Here is a 22251-nt window from a genome sequence, read left to right as displayed (position 1 = left end):
ATGGGCACGGCGAACCGTGCCCGAATACACTTAGAAGCGGAATGTTGCAGTCGCAACAACCTGACGCTCAGCGCCCCAGAAGCAGCCGTAGGTGTTGAAGCAACTGGCTACATATTCACGATCGAATAGGTTATTCACGTGAACAGCCACGTTGGAACCCGCCATACCTACACGCGCCAAATCGTAGCGCACCAGGGCATCGACAACGGTATAACTTCCCACTTTGAAGGAGTTCGCCGGGTCGCCATAGCTGGAGCCGGTGAAGCGTCCACCAGTGCCTAACGTCAGACCAGACAGTGCGCCATCAAAGAAGGTGTAGTCAGCCCACAGTGAAGCCATATGTTTTGGCACCTGTGCTGGCGTGTTGCCTTTGTAGTTGGTATCCGTGGTGTACTCAGCCTCGGTGTAGGTGTAAGAACCAACCACGTTTACGCTCGCAGACAGTGCCGCTTTCGCTTCAACTTCAACGCCACGCGCACGAATTTCACCACCTTCAACCGAGAAGAATGAGCCCGCAGGGTCAGCCATCAGGTTGTTGGTTTTGGTCAATTGGTACACCGCGCCGGTCAATACAATCGGACGATCGCTCGGCACATATTTCAGGCCCGCTTCATACTGCTTACCTGTAGAAGGTGAGAACAGATTACCCTGCGCGTCGGCCTGTGAAGAAGGTTCAAACGATTCACTGTAGCTGAAATACGGTGTTATACCGTTATCAAACAGATAGTTAACACCACCACGCCAGGTAAACTGAGTGTCATCACGTTTGGAAGTAGTACCAGCCACGCGGTTGTAGGATTCCTGGTCGGCCCAGTCATAACGACCGCCCAAAGTCACCAGCACTTTATCCCATTGCGCCTGGTCCTGAACATAGAGGCCCGTTTGCTTCTGGCGGTTCAGGATCTGATACGGACCGGAGTTCGCCGGATCTTTCGAATTGAAATCGAAATCGGTATACACCGGATTGTAGAGATCCAGCAGCGGTACGGAGTCGTCGTAACCAAACCAAGAGTTGATGTCGTTACGCATACGCATAAAGTCAACGCCGGTCAGCAGAGTGTGGTCCACTTCGCCGGTGGCAAATTTGCTCTGCAACTGGGTATCAACAGTGAAGTTTTGCAGCTTCTCATCATCAACCACGTATTTACGCGCCAGATAATGGCCTTTGTCCGCCGGCGCTAACGCCGCACATTGCTTGCTCAAGCTGTTAGCTGGATCGGAACAGACGCCGTAACCGTAGACACTGTTTTGCGAAGTTTTGTTTTCAGCAAAGCGCAGGTTCTGACGCACGGTAAAGGTATCGTTGAATTCATGGTCGAAGCTGTAGCCAACCATTTTCTCATTACGAGAATAGGTATTGTTCTTCGCACCTTCATTGAAGTCAGTAGGCAGACGATCGCCGTTTGGCAGCGGATCGACCGTTCCCTCTTTTGGCAGCCAGCCGTAGTAACCGGTTTCCGGTTCATTCTGGAAGTAAGAGAGGAAGGTAAAGTTAGTTTTGTCATCCGGACGCCATGAGAAAGACGGCGCGATTGTATAACGCTGCTCTTCCGCACGCTCCTGCTGAGCATTGTTCGAACGAGCCAGACCCGTTAAGCGGTACGAGTACACGCCGTCGTCATCTATTGCATCGCTGAAGTCAAAGCCGGTCTGGAACAGGTTATCGGTGCCCATTTTGAACTGGATCTCTTTCAGCGGTTCCGTGGTCGGACGCTTACTTACCATGTTCAGCAAACCACCCGGGCTGCTTTTTCCGTACAGAACGGAAACCGGACCACGCATGATTTCAGCGCGCTCCAGCATATAAGGATCTACCACCGCGTCGTTATAGAAGTTGCCCTGCATCTTCATACCGTCGAGGTAGTTATTCTGACTCTGACCATCGGCCGCAAATCCGCGAATCACCAAATAGTCATAAGTATTTGAAGCGCCACGAGTTCCCACAGCAACACCTGGGGTATAGCTCAATGCTTCTTTCACCGATCTTGGTTGATGTAACGCCATCTCTTCAGCGGTCACCACAGAAATAGACTGAGGTACCTTTTCAATAGGCGTATCGGTTTTGGTCCCGGTCGCAGACTGACGCGCCGCGATGGTGGCCGCAGGTCCCCAGGCACTCTCTTGCGGGGCTGAGGCAGAAACAGTGATGGTGTCTTCTTTAGTAGTTGTGTTGTCTGCTGCAAAGCTTGATGCACTCACGCCACTGACGGCGGCCGCAACAAAGAATGCAAGTTTTCGGATTGAGGTGTTGACTGGTTGTCCAGTTCTTAAACGCGCCATTGGTTTTTCTCTGATGAAGTAGTGACGAATGATAACGTAAACGATAATTATTATTAGCTGCAGAATAATAGACGAAACGGAAAGTGCATAGCAAGCAGGAAACGCCCCTGGTAAGCGCGAGGGAATAATAATTAACCAGAGTAATTGCATGGGATTGATAAAAAAGAAAAGCCCCCGTGGTATACGGAGGCTTTATGGGAAAACCGTGAGATTTATTTACTGCCGAACATGTCTTTTATCCAACCTGCAACACCGTCACTACTCTCTTGCTGCTGCGGTTGTTGTTGCTGCTGCTGTTGTTGTTGCGGCTGCTGAGTCTGTGGCGACTGTGACTGACTAAACGGATTGTTGTTCTGCTCAGCCTGCTGGCTTTGCTGGCACAACCCGTCCGGATTAGTGGTCCACACTGGCAACACACGATCCCCGCCACCGCCGCACTGGAAGTAGCCTGCGCTATCAACGCCCATATCAACGATGTCTTCCGGTGGATTAAGTACCAGCGGAATTGGCGTCTGGTTAGCCAGATAACGTTGATAAAGCGACATCGCCCCGCTCGCACCATACAACTTGGTCGGCTGGTTGTTGTCACGCCCTACCCATGTAATGGCGACTTCTTTGCCATCAATGCCCGCAAACCAGGTATCCACGTTATCGTTGGTGGTACCCGTTTTTCCTGCTAAGTGCAGGTTCGGATATTTGCCACCTAACGCACGGCCAGTACCGCGAGCCATAACCTGCTGCATAGTAAACAGCGTCATGTATGCGGCCTGTGGTGGAACAGCCTGCTCCGCCTGTGGGAAGCTTTGGTACAGCACGGTGCCGTCTTCAGCAATCACCGAACGCAAGGCTGAAAGCGTTGCCCGGTTGCCGCCGCTGGCGATGGTCTGGAATGCCTGAGCCACTTCAATTGGCGTCAGGTTCAGCGCCCCCAGCAACATCGCAGGAACCGGATGTAACTGGTTCTGCGGCACGCCAAGCTTGACCCAAGTGTCGGTGACCGCAGGCAGGCCCAGCGCCATCCCTAAGTTAACAGTTGGCACGTTCATGGAACGCGTCAGCGCATCCACTAGCATGACCTTGCCGCTCTCACTGTAACGACGGTCATCGTTTTGCGGCGACCACACTTGCCCGTTCGGTTGCTTCAGCGCGATTGGCGCATCGGCAATCCAGGTATTCAGACGGTAAGCGTCCGGCTGGCTTAATGCCGTCAGATAGGTCGCTGGTTTTGCCAGAGAACCGATAGAACGGCGTGCCTGCATCGCGCGGTTAAAGCCCGCAAACTGCGTTTCCGCTCCGCCGACCATCGCACGAACTTCACCGGTTGAACGGTCAACAATGACCATTGCCGCTTCCAGATCTTTCAGTTTGCGCGAGTTACGCAGAACCGGAACCCCTTCACTCACCGCTTTTTCTGCCGCATCCTGAGAAACGGAGTCGAAAGTGGTGAAGATCTTCACACCTGACAGGTCTTTAACTTTGTCGCCAAGTTTGGTCTGGAGCTCATTACGAACCATCTGCATAAAAGCAGGCTGCGGTGAAATCACACCACCACGCGGTTGCACACCCAGAGGGCGCGCGCTCAGCATGTCGTAAAGTTCCTGGTCAATCACCTTCTGCTCTTGCAGCAAGCGCAATACAAGGTTACGACGTTCCAGCGCCAGTTTCGGGTTACGCCATGGGTTATAAATCGACGCGCCTTTTACCATGCCCACCAGCAATGCTTGCTGATCGAGGCTCAGTTCTTCTACCGGGCGGCCAAAGTAATACAGGCTCGCCAGTGGGAAACCGCGAATTTCATTGTCACCGCTCTGGCCGAGGTACACCTCGTTCAGGTACAGCTCAAGGATGCGATCTTTGCCGTAACGCGCATCCATGATCAGCGCCATGTACGCTTCGTTCGCTTTACGCCAGTAAGAACGCTCGCTCGATAAGAACAAGTTTTTGACCAACTGCTGCGTCAGCGTACTTGCGCCCTGCACGGTACGGCCAGCTGTCAGGTTCGCCAGCACCGCACGGCCAATTGAGAAAAAGCTAATCCCATCGTGCTCATAGAAATGGCGGTCTTCTGTTGCGATCAACGTGTCGACCAACAGCTCCGGGAAACCGGTGCGTGGCACAAACAGGCGCTGTTCACCGTTCGGTGAAGACAACATGGTGATCAAGCGTGGGTCCAGACGGAAGAAACCGAAGCTGCGGTTGTTATCCATGTTCTGGATGGATTCCAGATGGTCACCATCAAAATTCAGACGTGCGCGGATCTGCCCTTCTTTACTGTCAGGGAAATCAAACGGACGGCGGATCATCTCAATGCTGTTGCCCTGTACCGTAAACTCACCAGGACGCGTCATCTTCGTCACCTGACGGTATTGGGTCGCTTCCAGCAGGTTAACCATCTCTTTTTTGCTGTACGGCATGTCTGGTTCAAGGTTCACCATACGGCCATAGACTGCCGCCGGGAGCTGCCAGACTTTCCCATCAATACGGGTACGGATCTTCTGATCCAGGTAAACACCGTAAATCACGAACAGCACAGCAAAGACAACAAACAGTTTTACCAGGAACCAGAACCAACGGCGTTTTTTACGTGGCGGGCGGCCATTGCCATTGCCACTGCCTTTTCCTCTACGTGGCGGCATAGGTTCCTCGTCTTCATAATCATCATCGTAATCCGCGTCATATTCGTCTTCACGGACACGACGACGGCTTACTTTCTCTTTCACAGGACGTGAAGGTTTTCCTTTACGTCCAATCGGTTCGCGGTCATTCCCCGCCATTGCTTTCTCCACCAAAAATAAGGCGCACGGCCTGATTCTCCTCATCTCAACTCAAGTCGAAAGAGGAAATCTCTCAAAGTTATTGGTACTTTTTGGTACGCCGCGTAGGCAGCGCGTCTGCTGGCGAGTCCGGCCAGACGTGTTTTGGATAACGTCCTTTCATCTCTTTTTGCACTTCCCGATACGCACCGTTCCAGAATGCGGTTAAATCACGCGTAATCTGCAATGGGCGCTGCGCCGGGGAGAGCAACTCCAGAACCAGTGGCACACGGCCTTCGGCAATCACCGGAGTTTGAGCTTCACCAAACATTTCTTGCATACGCACAGCAAGAACTGGCGGATTTTCATCATCATAGCGAATGGCTATCTGGCTTCCAGTCGGCACAGTGTAATGAGTTGGCAGCGCACTATCCAGACGTACGCGTGCGTTCCAGTCGATCAGGTTCTGTAACGCCCGTGTGACATCAATATTTTTTAACGCGCGAAGCGAGTGTACACCATGCAGTTCGGGTAATAACCAGCTGTCTAAATCACGCAGCAGCGCCTCGTCTGAGACGTCTGGCCATTTAAGTTCTGGCAGCCATTTTGCAGCACAGACCAGTCGTGTTCTTAACTGTTGCGCATGTGCCGACCAGTTAAGCACTGACAGGCCTTTCTCACGAATACCATTAAGCATCGCTTGATGCAGTTCGTCTTCGGAAGGTTTCGCCAGTGGCTGAACTTTCACTACAAGTTTGCCAATCTGGGTGCGGCGAAAAGCCTTTAAAGTACCTTGAGTTTCATCCCACTCCACAGAATCGCTTTGTGTGAGTAACTCAGGGCACTGCGCCGCTAGCACATCAATATCCAATGGAATGGCCTGCAAGATACGTGCATCAGGCGTATGGCTTCCCTGTAATAAAAGCGGTGCCAATAGCCATTCGTAACGCGTTAATGGGTCATCCTGGTTTAGCATCGCCCCCATTCCATTGGCTAATTGGTAGCGACCATCCAGTCCACGACGACGGGCAATTCTGTCTGGGAAAGCTTGTGCCAGTAACGGTGCGGCAAGAGAAAAACCAGCATCTCCACCATGGCTGTTAAGACGCTTAAGAAGCTGAGAACTACGCTGCTGCCAATTCTCCTGGCGTCGGCTAAAAGCGTTACGCAAATCGCTGTCCTGACCACGTGGTGGCTCCTCAAGAATCGCGACAAGCCGTGCAGCGGTTGCCTGTTGGTCGGCATCTTTAGCGTTAACCAGCATCGCGGCCAGACGCGGTTCGTTACCCAGGTTCGCCATTTTCTGGCCTACAGGGGTGAGTTTATTTTGTCCATCCAGAGCATTGAGCTGGCGCAACAAGGTTTGTGCGGCCACTAAATTGGCGACAGGCGGTGCATCAAGCCAGGTCAGTTGGCCCGGATCCTGGCAACCCCATTGCAGTAAATCGAGTAGCAGGCCAGAGAGGTCGCTTTGCAGGATTTCTGGTTCACTTTGCAAGCTCGCGCGTTCTGCCTGCTCGGCACTGGTTAAGTGTAGACAGATACCCGGCTCCAGACGCCCCGCTCGCCCGGCGCGTTGAATCATCGACGCCTGGCTAATTCGTTGGGTGATAAGCCTTGTGAGCCCAGTACGAACGTCAAAACGCGCGACGCGCTCCTGGGCGCAATCCACCACCAGGCGAATGCCTTCAATCGTCAGGCTTGTTTCGGCAATGTTAGTCGCCAGCACCACTTTGCGAGTGCCGTTTGCCGCCGGGAGAATTGCTTTGCGCTGTTCGCTTAAAGGCAGTGCACCGTATAACGGACAAAGCTGAATATCACTTGTGACGCGCTCTTGCAGCTGTTGCTGAACACGCTGAATTTCACCCACTCCGGGTAAAAACAGCAACAGAGAACCCGACTCATCGCGCAGTAAATTCGCCACGGCAATGGCAACTGCTTCATCAAAACGCTGATGAGTAGAGAGCGGGCTATAGCGGCGTTCAACAGGAAATGTGCGCCCTTCAGAACTGATTACCGGAGCTTCCGGTAAACATTGCTGAAGGCGCGCATTATCAAGCGTTGCCGACATAATCAGCAGTTTAAGATCGTCACGTAACCCTTGCTGGACGTCGAGTAACAACGCCAGCGCCAGATCGGTTTGCAGGCTACGTTCATGGAATTCATCGAGGATCACCAGCGCAACACCTGAAAGCTCAGGATCGTGCTGAATCATGCGCGTCAAAATACCTTCGGTTACCACTTCAAGCTGAGTGTTCGGCCCAACACAGGTTTCGGCACGCATCCGGTAGCCGACTGTTTCACCAGGTTTTTCACCCAATAACTCAGCCAGACGCTGTGCAACATTACGCGCAGCCAGGCGACGTGGTTCCAGCAGTAGAATGCGACCGCCTAAGTTTGCCTGCCGTAAAATCTGCAACGGCAACCAGGTCGATTTACCGGCACCCGTTGGAGCGCTCAGTAAAATCTGGGACGCATTTTGCAAGGCGTTAAGAATATCGGGTAGCACTGCGGCAACCGGTAATGACGGCACAAACGGCTCCAAACGGGTATGATGCGAAGTTCGCTATTGTAGCATCAAGCCAATTCATAACGAGAGACCACTATGGCCGAAACTCGCCGTCTGTTTTTTGCCCTCGAATTGCCAGCCGAGGTACAACAACAGATTATCCAGTGGCGTACCACACAGTTTCCTGAAGATTCCGGGCGTCCGGTCGCTGCTGCAAATTTGCATCTGACTCTCGCCTTTTTAGGCGACATCAGTGTTGAAAAGCAAAAAGCACTCAGCCTGCTCGCCGGGAGAATCCGCCAGAGCGGTTTTACCCTGAAAATTGATGATGCAGGGCAGTGGTTGCGGTCAAACGTGGTGTGGATTGGCCCCCGACATGCGCCCTTGGGGTTGATTCAACTGGCAAATATGTTGCGTGCACAAGCAGCTCGAAGCGGATGCTACCAAAGCCCGCAGCCGTTTCACCCACATATCACGCTTTATCGCAATACACCGCGCGCGGTTTCTATTCCTCCACCCAATTTTCACTGGCAATACAAAGTTGAAGACTTCGTATTGTATGAGTCAGTTTTCAAGCAAGGGCGAACGCGTTACCTGGAGCTACAGCGCTGGTCATTAAGCAATAAGGAAGAGTAAATGGAGTTTAGTCCCTCACTACAACCGGCCACACTCATCAAACGCTATAAACGCTTTCTTGCCGATGTCGTTACGCCTTCCGGTGAAGAATTGACGCTACATTGCCCAAACACCGGCGCGATGACCGGATGTGCAACACCTGGCGATACAGTGTGGTATTCCACATCAGATAGCCCGACCCGAAAATATCCCCATACCTGGGAAATAACCCAGACGCAAAACGGCGAGTTTATTTGCGTTAATACGCTGCGCGCTAATGCGGTCGTGAAGGAAGCGTTAGGTTCGGAAAGCATTTCAGAATTAATTGGTTACACAACCATTAAAAGTGAAGTGAAATACGGCGCAGAGCGCAGCCGCATTGATTTTATGTTACAGGCAGATTGCAAGGTTAACTGCTATATTGAAGTAAAATCAGTCACGTTATCAGAACAAGGAAATGGCTATTTTCCGGATGCCGTAAGCCTGCGAGGGCAGAAGCATTTGCGAGAGTTGATGAACGTGGTTATGCAGGGCGAACGCGCGGTGCTGCTATTTGCAGTATTGCATTCTGCTATTACCCAGGTTTCCCCGGCACGCCACATCGATGCCAAATACGCACAATTATTATGCGAGGTGCAACAGTGTGGAGTTGAAGTTATCGCTTATAAGGCTGAACTTTCAGCCCTTGGGCTTACTCTAATTTCGCCGTTGCCTGTCTGTTTATAATTTTTTAATAAAGAGCAGTTAACGTTTGTCTGTTTTGTGTGCTGGCGGTTCGCGTAAATACGCTTTTCTTCACAGGCTTGTCAAGAGAGGAATTTATATAATTGCCATCCTGAAAAGCATCTGCTATTTATAGCGGCCTGATTTTCCCCCGAACAGGGGACCGATAGTGCGTGTTAAGGAGAAACAACATGCAAGAAGGGCAAAAGCGTAAAACATCGTCCCTGAGTATCCTCGCCATCGCTGGGGTGGAGCCATATCAGGAGAAAGCGGGCGAAGAGTATATGAACGAAGCCCAGCTGTCGCACTTCAAGCTTATTCTTGAAGCCTGGCGTAGCCAACTTATGGATGAAGTTGATCGCACGGTAACGCATATGCAAGACGAAGCAGCAAACTTCCCGGACCCGGTAGACCGTGCAGCCCAGGAAGAAGAGTTCAGCCTCGAACTGCGTAACCGTGACAGGGAACGTAAACTGATCAAGAAAATCGAGAAGACACTCAAGAAAGTAGAAGACGAAGACTTCGGTTTCTGCGAGTCCTGTGGTGTTGAAATCGGCATCCGCCGTCTCGAAGCTCGCCCGACAGCTGATTTGTGCATTGACTGTAAAACGTTGGCAGAAATTCGCGAAAAACAAATGGCCGGTTAACGGCTCGCAATTTCAGATTACTCATAATGGCGGGATACTCTCCCGCCTTATTTATTTCTGGCCTACCGCAGCAAATCATGAACACACCGCACTACATTGGGCGCTTTGCCCCCTCGCCTTCAGGTGAACTCCATTTCGGCTCGTTAATTGCCGCACTCGGCAGCTACCTGCAAGCACGCTCAAAGCAAGGCCAATGGCTGGTACGTATTGAAGATATCGATCCGCCACGTGAAGTACCGGGCGCTGCTGCTACTATATTGCGGCAACTGGAACATTACGGTTTGGAGTGGGATGGTGAAGTTTTATGGCAATCCCAACGACACGAAGCCTACCGCGAAGCACTCTCATGGTTACATCAGCAAGGGCTGAGTTATTACTGCACTTGCACGCGCAGCAGGATTCAGCAAATTGGCGGTTTTTACGATGGCCATTGCCGCACGTTAAACCATGGTCCTAATAATGCCGCGTTGCGTTTAATACAACATCACCCGGTATTAAGTTTTGAAGATAAACTTCACGGGACGTTAATAGCCGACGAACAACTGGCTCGTGAAGATTTCATCATTCACCGCCGGGATGGGTTATTTGCCTATAATCTTGCTGTGGTAGTGGATGATAATTATCAAGGTGTGAGCGAAATTGTACGTGGCGCAGATTTAATTGAGCCAACGGTAAGACAAATTTCGCTGTATCAACAATTTGGTTGGACGGTGCCTGATTACGTGCATTTGCCCTTAGTACTTAATGAGAATGGGGCAAAACTTTCTAAGCAAAATCACGCGCCAGCCCTACCGCAAGGCGATCCACGTCCGGTTATTCATGCCGCGCTGGAATTTTTGAATCAACCAGAAATTGTCCATTGGCAAGATTTGACGCTCAACGAGTTACTCAGTCAGGCGGTGCAAACCTGGTCGCTTGAGGCTATTGAACCAGGCTCGGCGTGAATACGCCATTCTCAAATGCCACGCACTGAGCTATGATTAGCCGCTGTTTTTTTTGTCCCTATGATTGACACTGCCGAGGTGTACTATTTTTACCCGAGTCGCTAATTTTTGCCGCAAGGTGCTTAACCGCGATGACGTCGTGGTCGAGGAGATTGAAGATCTCCCGCAAATCACGGTAATTCCGCGTGACCAGCACGCTCTGTCCCGCAAAGATATCAGTGAAAATGCCCTCAAGGTGCTCTATCGTCTGAACAAAGCAGGCTACGAGGCTTACCTCGTGGGCGGCGGTGTCCGTGACCTTTTGCTCGGTAAACAGCCGAAAGACTTTGATGTCACGACCAGTGCTACGCCAGATCAAGTGCGTAAACTGTTCCGCAACTGTCGTCTGGTGGGTCGTCGCTTCCGTCTGGCGCACGTGATGTTTGGGCCGGAAATCATCGAAGTTGCTACCTTCCGTGGTCACCACGAAGAGCAAAAGTCTGACAAACAGACTTCGCAGACCGGTCAAAACGGTATGTTGCTTCGTGACAACATCTTCGGTTCTATCGAAGAAGATGCACAACGCCGCGATTTCACAATCAACAGCCTCTATTACAGCGTGGCTGATTTCTCCGTTCGCGATTATGTCGGTGGCCTGCGTGATTTACGCAATGGCGTTATCCGTCTGATTGGCGATCCTGAAACACGCTACCGTGAAGACCCTGTACGTATGCTTCGTGCAGTGCGCTTTGCAGCCAAGCTGAATATGACGATTAGCCCGGAAACTGGCGAACCTATTCCGCGCTTAGCGACCTTGATTAACGATGTGCCGCCTGCTCGTTTGTTTGAAGAATCACTGAAACTTCTGCAAGCTGGCCACGGGTATCCAACTTACGAATTACTGCGCGAATATCAGCTGTTCCAGCCGTTATTCCCGACCATCACCCGCTACTTTACCGAGCAGGGTGACAGCCCGATGGAACGCATGATCGTTCAGGTGCTGAAGAATACCGATAACCGCATTCAGAATGATATGCGTGTTAATCCGGCCTTCTTGTTCTCTGCCATATTCTGGTATCCGCAACTTGAGATGGCCCAAAAGCTGACTCAGGAAAGTGGCCTTGCCTATATGGACGCTTTTGCACTGGCGATGAACGAAGTGCTGGATGAAGCTTGCCGTGCGCTGGCGATTCCAAAACGTATCACCACGCTGGTTCGTGATATCTGGGGCCTGCAGCTTCGCCTGTCACGCCGCCAGGGAAAACGCGCATGGAAGCTGATGGAGCATCCTAAATTCCGTGCAGCTTACGATTTGCTGGCACTGCGTGCTGAAGTGGAAAATAACCAGGAATTACTGCGCCTGACCAAATGGTGGGGTGAGTTCCAGGTTGCAGCTCCGCCGGCACAGAAAGATATGCTCGATGTTTTAGGTGATGAGCCAGCAGTACGCCGCCGCCATCGTCGTCCACGCAAGCGTGCACCACGCAGCGGTGGAAGTGCATGACGCTTGCGTACATCGCACTCGGCAGCAACCAGGCGTCTCCGCTTGAGCAAGTGACTCATGCGTTAGACGCCATTGCAACCATTCCGCAAAGCCGGGTGGTTGCAACATCTTCGTACTACCGCACTCCGCCGCTCGGCCCGCAAGACCAACCTGATTATCTCAATGCTGCTGTTGCCCTGGAAACCGAACTGTCTCCTGAGGCATTACTGGCCCATACTCAACGTATTGAGTTGGAGCATGGTCGCGTGCGCAAAGCTGAACGCTGGGGGCCACGTACGCTTGATCTCGACATTATGCTGTTCGGTAATCTGACTGTCGTAACACCAACGCTTATCGTGCCGCATTATGATATGAAAAATCGCGCGTTTATGTTGGTTCCGCTGCTGGAAATTGCACCTGACTGCACCTTCCCAGACGGCAAGCGCGCCGCTGATATTTTAGATACTCTCTCCCAGGATGGGATTACGTTTTGGTAACCACGGACGTGTTCTGTTTGCTAATGTAGCGATTTCACCTCTCATTCTTATTTCTCTGGGATTGCCATGAAACCAATCACCATGTCTCAGTTGCGCCAGTGGAAACAGGCTCAACGCAAATTCGCAACCATCACCTCTTATGATTTCAGCTTTGCAAAACTGTTTGCCGATGAAGGCATTGGTGTGATGCTAGTTGGCGATTCATTAGGGATGACTGTTCAGGGGCACGACTCCACTTTACCCGTTACCGTGGAAGATATTGCCTACCACACTCGCGCGGTACGTCGTGGTGCGCCAAACTGCCTGCTGCTTGCTGACCTGCCTTTTATGGCATATGCCACACCTGAACAGGCGTTTGCCAATTCAGCCATCGTTATGCGCGCTGGTGCTAATATGGTCAAAATCGAAGGCGGGCGCTGGTTGGTTGAAACAGTCAAGATGCTGACCGAACGTGCCGTTCCGGTATGCGGGCATTTGGGCCTGACGCCGCAATCCGTGAACATCTTCGGTGGCTATAAAGTCCAGGGACGTGATGAGGCAGCTGCACAGACACTATTCGATGATGCCGTGGCACTCGAAGCGGCAGGTGCACAATTGTTGGTGTTGGAATGTGTTCCGGTCGCTCTGGCAAAACGCATCACTGAAGCGCTGAGCATTCCGGTCATCGGTATTGGCGCGGGTAATGTCACTGATGGACAGATTCTGGTTATGCACGATGCATTTGGTATCACCGGTGGTCATATTCCAAAATTTGCCAAAAACTTCCTTACAGGAAACGGCGACATGCGCGCCGCAGTACGCCAGTATATAGCTGAGGTTGAATCAGGCACCTACCCAGGTGAAGAACATAGTTTCCACTGACAGGAGAAGGGTTGTGTTGATTATCGAAACGATACCGCTGTTACGTCAGCAAATCCGCCGCTGGCGCCAGGAAGGTAAACGCATCGCATTGGTGCCGACCATGGGCAACCTGCACGACGGCCATATGAAACTGGTCGACGATGCGAAAAGCCGCGCCGATGTGGTGGTTACCACCATTTTTGTGAACCCGATGCAGTTTGACCGTCCGGATGATTTAACGCGCTATCCCCGCACCTTGCAGGAAGATTGCGAGAAACTAAATCGTCGCAAAGTGGATTTGGTATTTGCCCCTGCCCCAGCCGATATTTATCCACAAGGTCTGGACTCACAGACCTTTGTTGAAGTCCCAGGGCTTTCTACCATGCTCGAAGGCGCAAGTCGCCCAGGGCATTTCCGTGGCGTCTCTACCATTGTCAGCAAGCTCTTTAACATGGTGCAACCTGATATCGCCTGCTTCGGTGAGAAGGATTTCCAGCAAGTAGCCGTGATCCGCAAGATGGTGGCGGATATGGGCTATGACATCGAAATTATCGGCGTGCCAACGGTTCGCGCAAAAGATGGCCTGGCACTGAGTTCACGCAACGGTTACCTAACTGCAGAACAGCGCAAAATTGCCCCAGGTTTGCATAAAGTGATGCAGTCTCTGGCAGATAAACTGCGGTCTGGTGAGCGTGATACCGAAGAAATGTTGGCTATCGCCGCCACCGAACTGAATGAAAAAGGTTTTCGTTCTGACGACCTACAAATCCGCGATGCCGATACCTTGTTAGAGCTGAACGTTGAGAGTAAACGTGCGGTGGTATTAATGGCCGCATGGCTTGGTCAGGCGCGTTTGATTGATAATATTCAGGTTGATCTGGCGCAGTAGACAGCATTCATAAATCGGGCAATACTGCCCGCTTATATTCATAGAGCTGATAAAATCAGCTCTATTCGGACCCCGTAATAAAGGTTTAATTTTATGATACGCACCATGCTGCAAGGCAAACTTCACCGTGTCAAAGTGACGCAGGCGGATTTGCATTATGAAGGCTCCTGCGCCATCGATCAGGACTTCCTTGAGGCGGCAGGCATTCTGGAATATGAAGCCATTGATATTTATAACGTCACCAACGGTAAGCGTTTTTCAACTTACGCTATCGCGGGTGAGCGCGGTTCAAAAATCATTTCGGTGAATGGTGCCGCTGCGCATTGTGCTGATGTGGGCGACATTATGATTATTGCCACTTACGTGACTATGCCAGATGAGCAAGCACGCACCTGGCAGCCGAAAGTCGCCTATTTCGATGGCGATAACGAAATGAAACGTCTCGCGAAAGCCGTACCGGTACAGGTTGCATAACAACCTCCGAACGAATGAAAAAGACCTGCTTTGTTAAGCAGGTCTTTTTTTATCTTAAGGCTTAGTCTGGTTGCTGATAAGCCGCGACATGGTCTCTAACGAGTCAGTTCTCAATATATAAAGCCGTTTTAGCAAAAACGGATTATCCCCCGGCTTCACTTTCCCACGCACTGTCGTTACTGCCATATGGAACCCCGCATCGTTAGCAGCTGTTACCGCCTTATCGTTGTAACCGCCGAACGGATACGAAAGGTATAAAACATGCGGGTTAAACTGCGCAAGCGCGCGTCGCGAGTGTTCAAAATCAAGCAGGATATTACGATAGGTGCGGCGTAAAAGTGTCGGCTGACGATTAGCGTCAACGCGATGCAAGAAATGGGTATGCGACTGGATATCAAACACATCCTGGCTGGCTTGTAATTCCGAGATACTCATAAATTGCAGCGTTTTCGGGTTCCAGGTTTGCGGATGCGCCTTGATGCGTGAAGAAATAATAAATGACGTGGCTTTAAAGCCGTATTCTTTGAGAATCGGATAAGCGTAGCGATACACCGATTTCAGCCCGTCATCAAAAGTGATCACCACCGCGCGCGCAGGCAGGTTCATGCGGTTACGCACGTATCCTTCAAGTTGGTACATCGTCAGCGTGGTGTAACCCGAATCACGCAACCAGGTCATTTGGTTGCTGAATGCTACCACCGAGGTAGTTGTTGATGTATGGCGAAAGCGAGTGTTCTCTTCATCACGCAAAATATGGTGGTAGGTGAGTACCGGAATACCATTGTCCTGCTGCGCATCGAGACTGCTGACATACCCAAGACGATTGCCAATACGAATTTGATACCAGGTTTGGTTTAAACGGTCTTTCAGACTAGCAATAATTGGGTAGCGTAAATTATCGGCCAATGTACCAAACGTGGCGCTGCGGAGATCCGGTTCGTTATACACGGTAACATCACGGAAAGTGACCAGATTCTGGTTGCTCAGCGGTTTATTCAGGTCACCAAGTCGGTCTTCAATTCGTTGCTTACCAACAACCGGTTCAAGATGCGCTTTATCAATAAAGCCGGTGCCAAAACCAAAGTTAAATTCGTAATAGTCTGCCGCCATTGGCACGACCGCCAGAATCTGCCCTTCCTGAACAGTGCCAACAGAGATGACTTTATCCCCCACCTGCGCCCAGATATCAGCATCTTCAGTGGTTTGCATATATTGCGCGGGAGTGTGATTGCTGCTGAGCAGACTGGCATTAGCGCTACTGCCACAAATCAGCATCAGCACAGCAAAAATAAGGCGAGTTAGCATAACGAATTTGATAGCACTGAGTGTCTCAACGACGGAAAGAGGGTGTCATTCTAACAAAAGCCCACCCAATACCAACCTTTCAAATCAATATTGGTGGAGTAACACAAATGGTGGATTTTTTTGCTGTTGATGCCAGAGACTGGTGATGTCATCGCCGCCCTGCTCAACAATGCGGTCACGGAACTCTTCGCTGGTCAGCGTTTCTCGATGCATACGCATCGCAAATAGCACAGGCAGCGTGACGCCAGAGATCACTTCACAATGTGAATGTTGGTGGCTCATGAGTGCAGCCGTACGATAAGGTGCAGCCCCGGTTTTATCGGTCAGAAAGACCACTCCATCCCCAGAATCGCAATTGTACAATGCATCACACATCATACGGCTCAGCATATTGGTGCTAAGCCCATTCCAATAATTCACCGCATAACATTGCGGTTGCGGCCCAAAACGTCGCTCGATTGCATCCAGCATATCCTGAGCGTAATAGTCATGACCGGCAATAACCCAACCTAACATGGCGTTCTCCTTTTCGCAGAGCGCAAGTGTGCCAGAGCGAGAAATCTGCCACGTGATGCTAATCAAAACGGAGTAAGAAAACTCTCAGTAACCTCCCCTTTCGAGGAGGTTAGCAGAATTAGCTGCGCAGACCGCGGCCACGTTGAATCAGATACCAGCACAGGATATAGAAGGCAGCGATAAAGCCCACCAATACTGTGACAGTAAACAGCAATGGTACGTCGTTGATACCGAGGAAACCGTAACGGAAACCACTGATCATATACACCACTGGGTTCAGGTGGGATAAGGCCTGCCAGAACGGTGGCAACAGCGTCAGGGAGTAGAACACACCGCCTAAATAGGTCAGCGGAGTCAGCACGAAGGTTGGGATCAGGCTGATGTCGTCAAAGGTCTTGGCAAACACGGCATTGAGCAAACCAGCAAGCGAGAACAGGATTGCAGTCAACAGCAGCGTTAGGGCGACAAAAAGCCATGAGTGAACCTGGAAAGGCACGAAGAACAGCGATACGGCCGTCACCAGAATCCCAACACACAGACCGCGCGCCACGCCGCCGCCAACATAACCGGCAATGATAATGTGTGTCGGCACCGGTGCCACCAGCAGCTCTTCAATGTTGCGCTGGAACTTCGCGCTGAAGAACGAGGATGCCACGTTAGCGTAAGAGTTAGTAATCACCGCCATCATGATAAGGCCCGGCACGATAAACTGCATGTAGGTAAAACCATGCATTGAGCCAATCTGTGAGCCAATCAAATTACCGAAAATAATAAAATACAGGGTCATGGTGATGACCGGCGGCACCAGGGTCTGGATCCAGATACGCGTGAAACGGTGGATTTCTTTGGTCCAGATACTTTTTAGCGCCACCCAATAGAGATGCATCATGCCTGCTCTCCTTTCGAGCCATTTACCAGCGTGACGAACAACTCCTCAAGACGGTTAGCTTTGTTACGCATACTTAATACCTGAACCCCTTGCGAGCTTAACTGACTGAAGACACTATTTATTCCTTGCTCACGCAGCACTTCTACTTCCAGAGTGGAAGTATCCACCAGCCGATATTGGTAGCCATCAAGCTTTGGTAATGGGCTTTTCGGTGCTAAATCGAGAATAAAAGTCTCTGACTTCAGTTTTGAAAGTAGTGATTTCATCGAGGTGTTTTCGACTAGCTCACCGTTTTGAATAATGCCGATATTGCGGCACAGCATTTCTGCTTCTTCAAGGTAGTGAGTGGTCAGAATAATAGTGGTGCCTTTATCGTTCAGATCCTTCAGGAATCCCCACATCGAGCGACGCAGTTCTATGTCGACACCCGCTGTTGGTTCATCAAGAATCAGCAACTTTGGCTCATGCATTAAGGCACGAGCAATCATCAGGCGGCGTTTCATACCACCTGATAACATACGTGCACGTTCGTTGCGTTTTTCCCACAGATCGAGCTGTTTCAGGTACTTTTCGCTACGCGCGATGGCTTCGTTTTTTTCAACGCCATAGTATCCCGCCTGGTGCACAACGATTTGCTGTACGGTCTCAAATGGGTTGAAGTTAAACTCCTGCGGCACCAAACCAAGCTGGCGTTTAGCATTAACAATGTCTTTTTGCAGGTCATAACCAAACACGCGTACCCGACCAGAGGTTTTATTTACCAGCGAGCTGATAATACCGATGGTAGTGGATTTCCCTGCGCCATTCGGCCCCAGCAGAGCGTAAAAGTCCCCTGCCTCAACACGAAGATCTATGCCACGCAGTGCCTGAACACCGCCGGGATAGGTTTTCGTTAACTGTTCCAGTTCTAATGCAATGGTCATTATTTGCGGTTACCTTGTTCGGTACAAAAAAGTTAAGCTGTTTAAAAATTATTTCAGTTGCACAATCAGTTGCCCTATATTACCTCAACGCACTTCATCCGTTACAGGTTGTTAACCTCCATGAAAGACATTGATACCCTCATCAGCAATAACCAGGTCTGGTCAAAACTGATGGAGGACGAAGACCCGGGCTTTTTCGAACGTTTGTCTCAGGCCCAAAAACCTCGCTTCTTGTGGATTGGCTGTTCTGATAGTCGCGTACCAGCTGAACGTCTGACTGGCCTTGAGCCTGGAGAGTTATTTGTTCACCGTAATGTGGCAAACCTGGTCATTCATACGGATTTAAATTGCCTTTCTGTAGTGCAGTACGCGGTAGATGTTCTGGAAGTTGAACACATAATCATTTGCGGTCACTACGGGTGCGGTGGTGTACAAGCGGCGGTTGAAAACCCGGATTTAGGGCTAATTAACAACTGGCTGCTGCATATCCGCGATATCTGGTTCAAGCATAGTTCGCTACTGGGAGAACTCCCACCGGAACAGCGTCTGGATACACTTTGCGAGCTCAATGTGATGGAGCAGGTTTATAACCTTGGCCATTCAACCATTATGCAATCCGCATGGAAACGCGGGCAGAAAGTCACTGTCCACGGTTGGGCTTACGGTATTCACGATGGACGCTTGCGTGACCTGGAAGTCACCGCCACCAGTCGCGAATCACTGGAGCAAGGTTACCGCAGCGGGATTTCGAACCTCCAGAATTCCCATCGCAGCCACAAGAATAGAACACCTTCGCAGTAATGCTGATAGCAAAAAGGGCCTTAAAGGCCCTTTTTTAATGGATGTAGCAAAAGACTTACTCGTCCAGCAGAACCACTTTACCAACGTATGGCAAATGGCGATAACGCTGAGCGTAATCAATGCCGTAACCCACTACGAACTCATCAGGAATAGCGAAACCAACCCACTCAACATTCACTTCCACTTCGCGGCGCTCTGGTTTATCCAGCAGCGTACAAATGGCTAGTGATTTTGGTTCACGCAGGCTAAGAATCTCACGGACTTTGCTCAGTGTATTACCAGAGTCGATAATATCTTCGACGATCAGCACGTCTTTGCCGCGGATATCCTCATCGAGATCTTTCAGGATTTTCACATCGCGGGTGGTCGACATGCCGCTGCCATAACTGGATGCGGTCATAAAATCGACTTCGTGGGGCACTTGCACTTCACGGCACAGGTCCGCCATGAACATAAATGAGCCACGCAGCAAGCCAACCAGCACCATATCACTACCGCTATCACGATAATGTTCAGTGATCTCACGACCCAATTCAGCGATACGGGCTTTGATCTCCGCTTCGGGGATCATCACTTCAACAGTATGTTTCATAGTTATAACCATATGATTTAAAAATAAATCATTCGATGCTGGTTAGATTTTAACCAACACAAAATATTCAGGCCAGCAGTATAACAGCAAAACCCATTCCCGTGCCCAATTGGTAAAAAAGCCATTTATGTGATGAATCTCACACTTGTTAATAACTATAATGAATTGCTATCAAACTTTTAAGAGCGTGATAATTGTGAAAACAAATAACTCAGGTTCGCGGGTAATCGCAACCTTAACAGTCCTGTTTGCGGTACTGACTGGGCTGTATTTATTAATTGGCGGGATATGGTTAGTGGCAATTGGTGGGTCCTGGTACTACCCAATTGCAGGGGTGGTGATGTTAATCACCGCATGGTTACTTTGGCAACGCAAAGCTCTGGCCCTGTGGCTCTATGCTGCACTACTGCTTTGCACCGCAGCGTGGTCTGTCTGGGAAGTTGGTTTTGATTTCTGGGCATTAACACCACGTTTAGACGTTCTGTTCTTCTTCGGCGTATGGCTGCTACTGCCATTTGTTTATCGTCATCTGATTTTACCCACTGCAGGTGCGGCTCCGGCCCTTGGTGCGGTGCTGGCAATTACCGTTGTGGCCCTGGTCTGGGCGGTATTTAACGATCCGCAAGAAATCAATGGCACGCTGAGTGCGGATGCAACAACGCCAACGGCCACTTCATCAACCATTCCTGATGCCGACTGGCCAGCATATGGCCGTAATCAGGAAGGCCAACGCTACTCTCCTTTAAAGCAGATCAACGATAAAAACGTCGGCCAGCTTAAAGAAGCGTGGCGTTTCCAGACTGGCGATGTGAAACGCCCAAGCGATCCGGGTGAAATCACCAACGAAGTCACTCCGATTAAAATCCGTGACACGCTTTACTTGTGTACCGCACACCAACAGCTGTTTGCGCTGGATGCGACTACCGGTAAACAGAAGTGGAAATTTGACCCTCGTCTGGATACGAATCCTTCGTTCCAGCATGTGACTTGCCGTGGTGTTTCTTACCATGAAGCCACAGCGGATAACGCAACTCCTGATGTCGTTTCAGACTGTCCGCGTCGTATCATTCTTCCTGTGAATGACGGGCGTCTGTTTGCCATTAATGCCGATAACGGCAAGCTTTGCGAAAGCTTTGCTAACAAAGGCATCCTGAATCTGCAAACCAACATGCCGGTCACCACGCCTGGCATGTACGAACCGACTTCACCTCCGATTATCACCGATAAAGTTATCGTGATTGCCGGTGCGGTCACTGATAACTACTCCACTCGCGAGCCGTCTGGTGTGATCCGTGGCTTTGATGTGAACAGCGGTAAATTGCTGTGGGCATTCGATCCTGGTGCTAAAGATCCCAACACCATTCCTGGTGATGAGCATCATTACACCATTAACTCGCCAAACTCCTGGGCACCAGCGGCCTATGACGCGAAGTTAGATTTGGTGTACCTGCCGATGGGTGTTACCACACCCGATATTTGGGGCGGTAACCGCACGCCGGAGCAGGAGCGTTATGCCAGCAGCATCGTGGCACTGAACGCGACCACCGGGAAACTGGCCTGGTCATATCAAACAGTTCATCACGACCTGTGGGATATGGATATGCCATCGCAGCCGACGCTTGCGGATATTACGGTTAAAGGCGAAACCGTTCCGGTTATCTACGCGCCTGCGAAAACCGGCAACATCTTTGTGCTCGACCGTCGTGACGGCAAACTGGTAGTTCCGGCTCCGGAAAAACCTGTGCCGCAAGGTGCCGCAAAAGGCGACTACGTGACGCCAACTCAGCCGTTCTCGGATTTGAGTTTCCGTCCGAAGAAAGACCTGAGCGGCGCGGATATGTGGGGCGCGACGCTGTATGACCAGATGGTTTGTCGCATCATCTTCCATAAACTGCGTTATGAAGGCATTTTCACACCACCGTCTGAGCAAGGCACGCTGGTGTTCCCAGGTAACCTGGGGATGTTCGAGTGGGGTGGGATTTCCGTTGATCCTAACCGTCAGGTAGCAATTGCCAACCCAATGGCACTGCCGTTTGTATCTAAACTGATGCCACGTGGCCCAGGCAACCCGATGGAGCCGCCGAAAGACGCTAAAGGGTCTGGCACAGAAACTGGCATTCAGCCACAGTACGGCGTGCCGTATGGCGTAACGCTTAATCCGTTCCTCTCTCCGTTTGGCCTACCGTGTAAGCAGCCTGCATGGGGCTACATCTCTGCGGTCGATTTGAAAACTAACGAAGTGGTATGGAAAAAACGTATTGGTACCGTGCGCGACAGCTCACCGCTTCCTCTGCCGTTTAAAATGGGGATGCCAATGCTGGGTGGCCCAATTTCTACCGCAGGTAATGTTCTATTTATTGGCGCAACCGCAGATAACTACCTGCGTGCTTATAACATGAGCAATGGTGAGAAATTGTGGGAAGCGCGTTTGCCAGCCGGTGGCCAGGCAACACCGATGACCTATGAAGCGAATGGTAAACAGTACGTCGTGATTTCTGCGGGAGGCCACGGCTCCTTCGGAACTAAGATGGGTGACTATATCGTCGCGTACGCGTTACCGGACGACACTAAGTAAAAAACAGTCGGATAGCG

18 protein-coding genes and 1 pseudogene are annotated in these 22251 nt (G+C 50.9%); 11 read left to right on the top strand and 8 right to left on the bottom strand.

Going from position 1 to position 22251, the window contains the following annotated elements; all coding sequences use genetic code 11:
* Window positions 1-30: 30 nt before the first annotated feature.
* The 3 genes from fhuA to hrpB form a co-directional block, all read right to left on the bottom strand.
* Window positions 31-2280 carry a ferrichrome porin FhuA gene (gene fhuA / locus GC128_RS14990; protein WP_151994987.1) on the bottom strand — a complete coding sequence of 750 codons (2250 nt, stop codon included), beginning with the start codon at window positions 2278-2280 and terminating at the stop codon, window positions 31-33.
* A gap of 212 nt (window positions 2281-2492) precedes the next feature.
* Window positions 2493-5054 carry a bifunctional glycosyl transferase/transpeptidase gene (mrcB, locus tag GC128_RS14985; protein ID WP_151994986.1) on the bottom strand — a complete coding sequence of 854 codons (2562 nt, stop codon included), beginning with the start codon at window positions 5052-5054 and terminating at the stop codon, window positions 2493-2495.
* Window positions 5055-5133: 79 nt separating this feature from the next.
* Window positions 5134-7566 (bottom strand): ATP-dependent helicase HrpB, encoded by a 2433-nt coding sequence (gene hrpB / locus GC128_RS14980; RefSeq protein ID WP_151994985.1) that lies wholly within the window; start codon window positions 7564-7566, stop codon window positions 5134-5136.
* Window positions 7567-7638: 72 nt separating this feature from the next.
* Here hrpB and thpR point away from each other — a divergent pair, with 72 nt between their 5' ends.
* From thpR to panD, 9 genes and pseudogenes are all read left to right on the top strand, one after another.
* Complete coding sequence (thpR, locus tag GC128_RS14975) at window positions 7639-8178, top strand: RNA 2',3'-cyclic phosphodiesterase (RefSeq protein ID WP_151994984.1); 540 nt, start codon at window positions 7639-7641, stop codon at window positions 8176-8178.
* Complete coding sequence (gene sfsA / locus GC128_RS14970; RefSeq protein WP_151994983.1) at window positions 8179-8883, top strand: DNA/RNA nuclease SfsA; 705 nt, start codon at window positions 8179-8181, stop codon at window positions 8881-8883. It begins immediately after the preceding gene.
* Window positions 8884-9071: 188 nt separating this feature from the next.
* Window positions 9072-9527, top strand: a complete 456-nt coding sequence (gene dksA, locus GC128_RS14965; RefSeq protein ID WP_034460885.1) for an RNA polymerase-binding protein DksA — start codon at window positions 9072-9074, stop codon at window positions 9525-9527.
* 77 nt (window positions 9528-9604) lie between these two features.
* Window positions 9605-10500, top strand: a pseudogene (gene gluQRS / locus GC128_RS14960) (tRNA glutamyl-Q(34) synthetase GluQRS).
* 56 nt (window positions 10501-10556) lie between these two features.
* The gene (pcnB, locus tag GC128_RS14955; protein ID WP_226812135.1) at window positions 10557-11954 is read left to right on the top strand and encodes a polynucleotide adenylyltransferase PcnB; all 1398 of its coding nucleotides are present in this window, start codon (window positions 10557-10559) and stop codon (window positions 11952-11954) included.
* Entirely contained in the window at window positions 11951-12430 is a 480-nt protein-coding gene (gene folK / locus GC128_RS14950; protein WP_151994980.1) for a 2-amino-4-hydroxy-6-hydroxymethyldihydropteridine diphosphokinase, read from the top strand. The genes pcnB and folK overlap by 4 nt, the downstream gene beginning before the upstream one ends.
* A 66-nt stretch (window positions 12431-12496) precedes the next feature.
* Window positions 12497-13291: a 3-methyl-2-oxobutanoate hydroxymethyltransferase gene (panB, locus tag GC128_RS14945; protein ID WP_151994979.1), complete on the top strand. Its 795-nt coding sequence runs from the start codon at window positions 12497-12499 to the stop codon at window positions 13289-13291.
* Window positions 13292-13304: 13 nt separating this feature from the next.
* A complete protein-coding gene (gene panC / locus GC128_RS14940) occupies window positions 13305-14159 on the top strand; it encodes a pantoate--beta-alanine ligase (RefSeq protein WP_034460889.1) in 855 nt (284 codons plus the stop codon).
* Between the two features lie 93 nt (window positions 14160-14252).
* A complete protein-coding gene (panD, locus tag GC128_RS14935; RefSeq protein WP_034460890.1) occupies window positions 14253-14633 on the top strand; it encodes an aspartate 1-decarboxylase in 381 nt (126 codons plus the stop codon).
* A 54-nt stretch (window positions 14634-14687) separates the two neighbouring features.
* On the opposite strand, the gene GC128_RS14930 is transcribed toward panD, so the two are convergent.
* The 4 genes from GC128_RS14930 to GC128_RS14915 all read right to left on the bottom strand — a co-directional run bounded on the left by GC128_RS14930 (window position 14688) and on the right by GC128_RS14915 (window position 18266).
* Window positions 14688-15938, bottom strand: coding sequence for a polysaccharide deacetylase family protein (locus GC128_RS14930; protein WP_151994978.1), 1251 nt, complete (start codon window positions 15936-15938; stop codon window positions 14688-14690).
* A gap of 84 nt (window positions 15939-16022) precedes the next feature.
* Entirely contained in the window at window positions 16023-16454 is a 432-nt protein-coding gene (locus GC128_RS14925) for a PTS sugar transporter subunit IIA (protein ID WP_151994977.1), read from the bottom strand.
* A gap of 118 nt (window positions 16455-16572) precedes the next feature.
* On the bottom strand, window positions 16573-17343 hold the full coding sequence (locus GC128_RS14920) for an ABC transporter permease (protein WP_034460895.1): 771 nt from the start codon (window positions 17341-17343) through the stop codon (window positions 16573-16575).
* Window positions 17340-18266: an ABC transporter ATP-binding protein gene (locus GC128_RS14915; RefSeq protein WP_064516268.1), complete on the bottom strand. Its 927-nt coding sequence runs from the start codon at window positions 18264-18266 to the stop codon at window positions 17340-17342. The genes GC128_RS14920 and GC128_RS14915 overlap by 4 nt, the downstream gene beginning before the upstream one ends.
* 120 nt (window positions 18267-18386) lie before the next feature.
* Here GC128_RS14915 and can point away from each other — a divergent pair, with 120 nt between their 5' ends.
* Window positions 18387-19067: a carbonate dehydratase gene (can, locus tag GC128_RS14910; RefSeq protein WP_064516266.1), complete on the top strand. Its 681-nt coding sequence runs from the start codon at window positions 18387-18389 to the stop codon at window positions 19065-19067.
* Between the two features lie 55 nt (window positions 19068-19122).
* Here can and hpt read toward each other — a convergent pair whose 3' ends face one another.
* Window positions 19123-19659, bottom strand: a complete 537-nt coding sequence (hpt, locus tag GC128_RS14905; RefSeq protein ID WP_064516264.1) for a hypoxanthine phosphoribosyltransferase — start codon at window positions 19657-19659, stop codon at window positions 19123-19125.
* 160 nt (window positions 19660-19819) lie between these two features.
* Here hpt and GC128_RS14900 point away from each other — a divergent pair, with 160 nt between their 5' ends.
* A complete protein-coding gene (locus tag GC128_RS14900) occupies window positions 19820-22234 on the top strand; it encodes a glucose/quinate/shikimate family membrane-bound PQQ-dependent dehydrogenase (RefSeq protein WP_407643508.1) in 2415 nt (804 codons plus the stop codon).
* Window positions 22235-22251: the final 17 nt, after the last annotated feature.

This window comes from Buttiauxella massiliensis (genome assembly GCF_902500225.1).
Classification (GTDB): domain Bacteria; phylum Pseudomonadota; class Gammaproteobacteria; order Enterobacterales; family Enterobacteriaceae; genus Buttiauxella; species Buttiauxella massiliensis.
This window is presented reverse-complemented; position numbering and strand designations above follow the sequence as displayed.

Bases quoted from the DNA above. Each gene is read 5' to 3' on its own strand.
- can (WP_064516266.1), top strand. From the start codon at position 18,387: ATGAAAGACATTGATACCCTCATCAGCAATAACCAGGTCTGGTCAAAA.
- hpt (WP_064516264.1), bottom strand. From the start codon at position 19,659: ATGAAACATACTGTTGAAGTGATGATCCCCGAAGCGGAGATCAAAGCC.
- sfsA (WP_151994983.1), top strand. From the start codon at position 8,179: ATGGAGTTTAGTCCCTCACTACAACCGGCCACACTCATCAAACGCTAT.
- GC128_RS14915 (WP_064516268.1), bottom strand. From the start codon at position 18,266: ATGACCATTGCATTAGAACTGGAACAGTTAACGAAAACCTATCCCGGC.
- GC128_RS14900 (WP_407643508.1), top strand. From the start codon at position 19,820: ATGAATTGCTATCAAACTTTTAAGAGCGTGATAATTGTGAAAACAAAT.
- fhuA (WP_151994987.1), bottom strand. From the start codon at position 2,280: ATGGCGCGTTTAAGAACTGGACAACCAGTCAACACCTCAATCCGAAAA.
- GC128_RS14925 (WP_151994977.1), bottom strand. From the start codon at position 16,454: ATGTTAGGTTGGGTTATTGCCGGTCATGACTATTACGCTCAGGATATG.
- folK (WP_151994980.1), top strand. From the start codon at position 11,951: ATGACGCTTGCGTACATCGCACTCGGCAGCAACCAGGCGTCTCCGCTT.
- GC128_RS14930 (WP_151994978.1), bottom strand. From the start codon at position 15,938: ATGCTAACTCGCCTTATTTTTGCTGTGCTGATGCTGATTTGTGGCAGT.
- thpR (WP_151994984.1), top strand. From the start codon at position 7,639: ATGGCCGAAACTCGCCGTCTGTTTTTTGCCCTCGAATTGCCAGCCGAG.
- panB (WP_151994979.1), top strand. From the start codon at position 12,497: ATGAAACCAATCACCATGTCTCAGTTGCGCCAGTGGAAACAGGCTCAA.
- panD (WP_034460890.1), top strand. From the start codon at position 14,253: ATGATACGCACCATGCTGCAAGGCAAACTTCACCGTGTCAAAGTGACG.
- GC128_RS14920 (WP_034460895.1), bottom strand. From the start codon at position 17,343: ATGATGCATCTCTATTGGGTGGCGCTAAAAAGTATCTGGACCAAAGAA.
- dksA (WP_034460885.1), top strand. From the start codon at position 9,072: ATGCAAGAAGGGCAAAAGCGTAAAACATCGTCCCTGAGTATCCTCGCC.
- mrcB (WP_151994986.1), bottom strand. From the start codon at position 5,054: ATGGCGGGGAATGACCGCGAACCGATTGGACGTAAAGGAAAACCTTCA.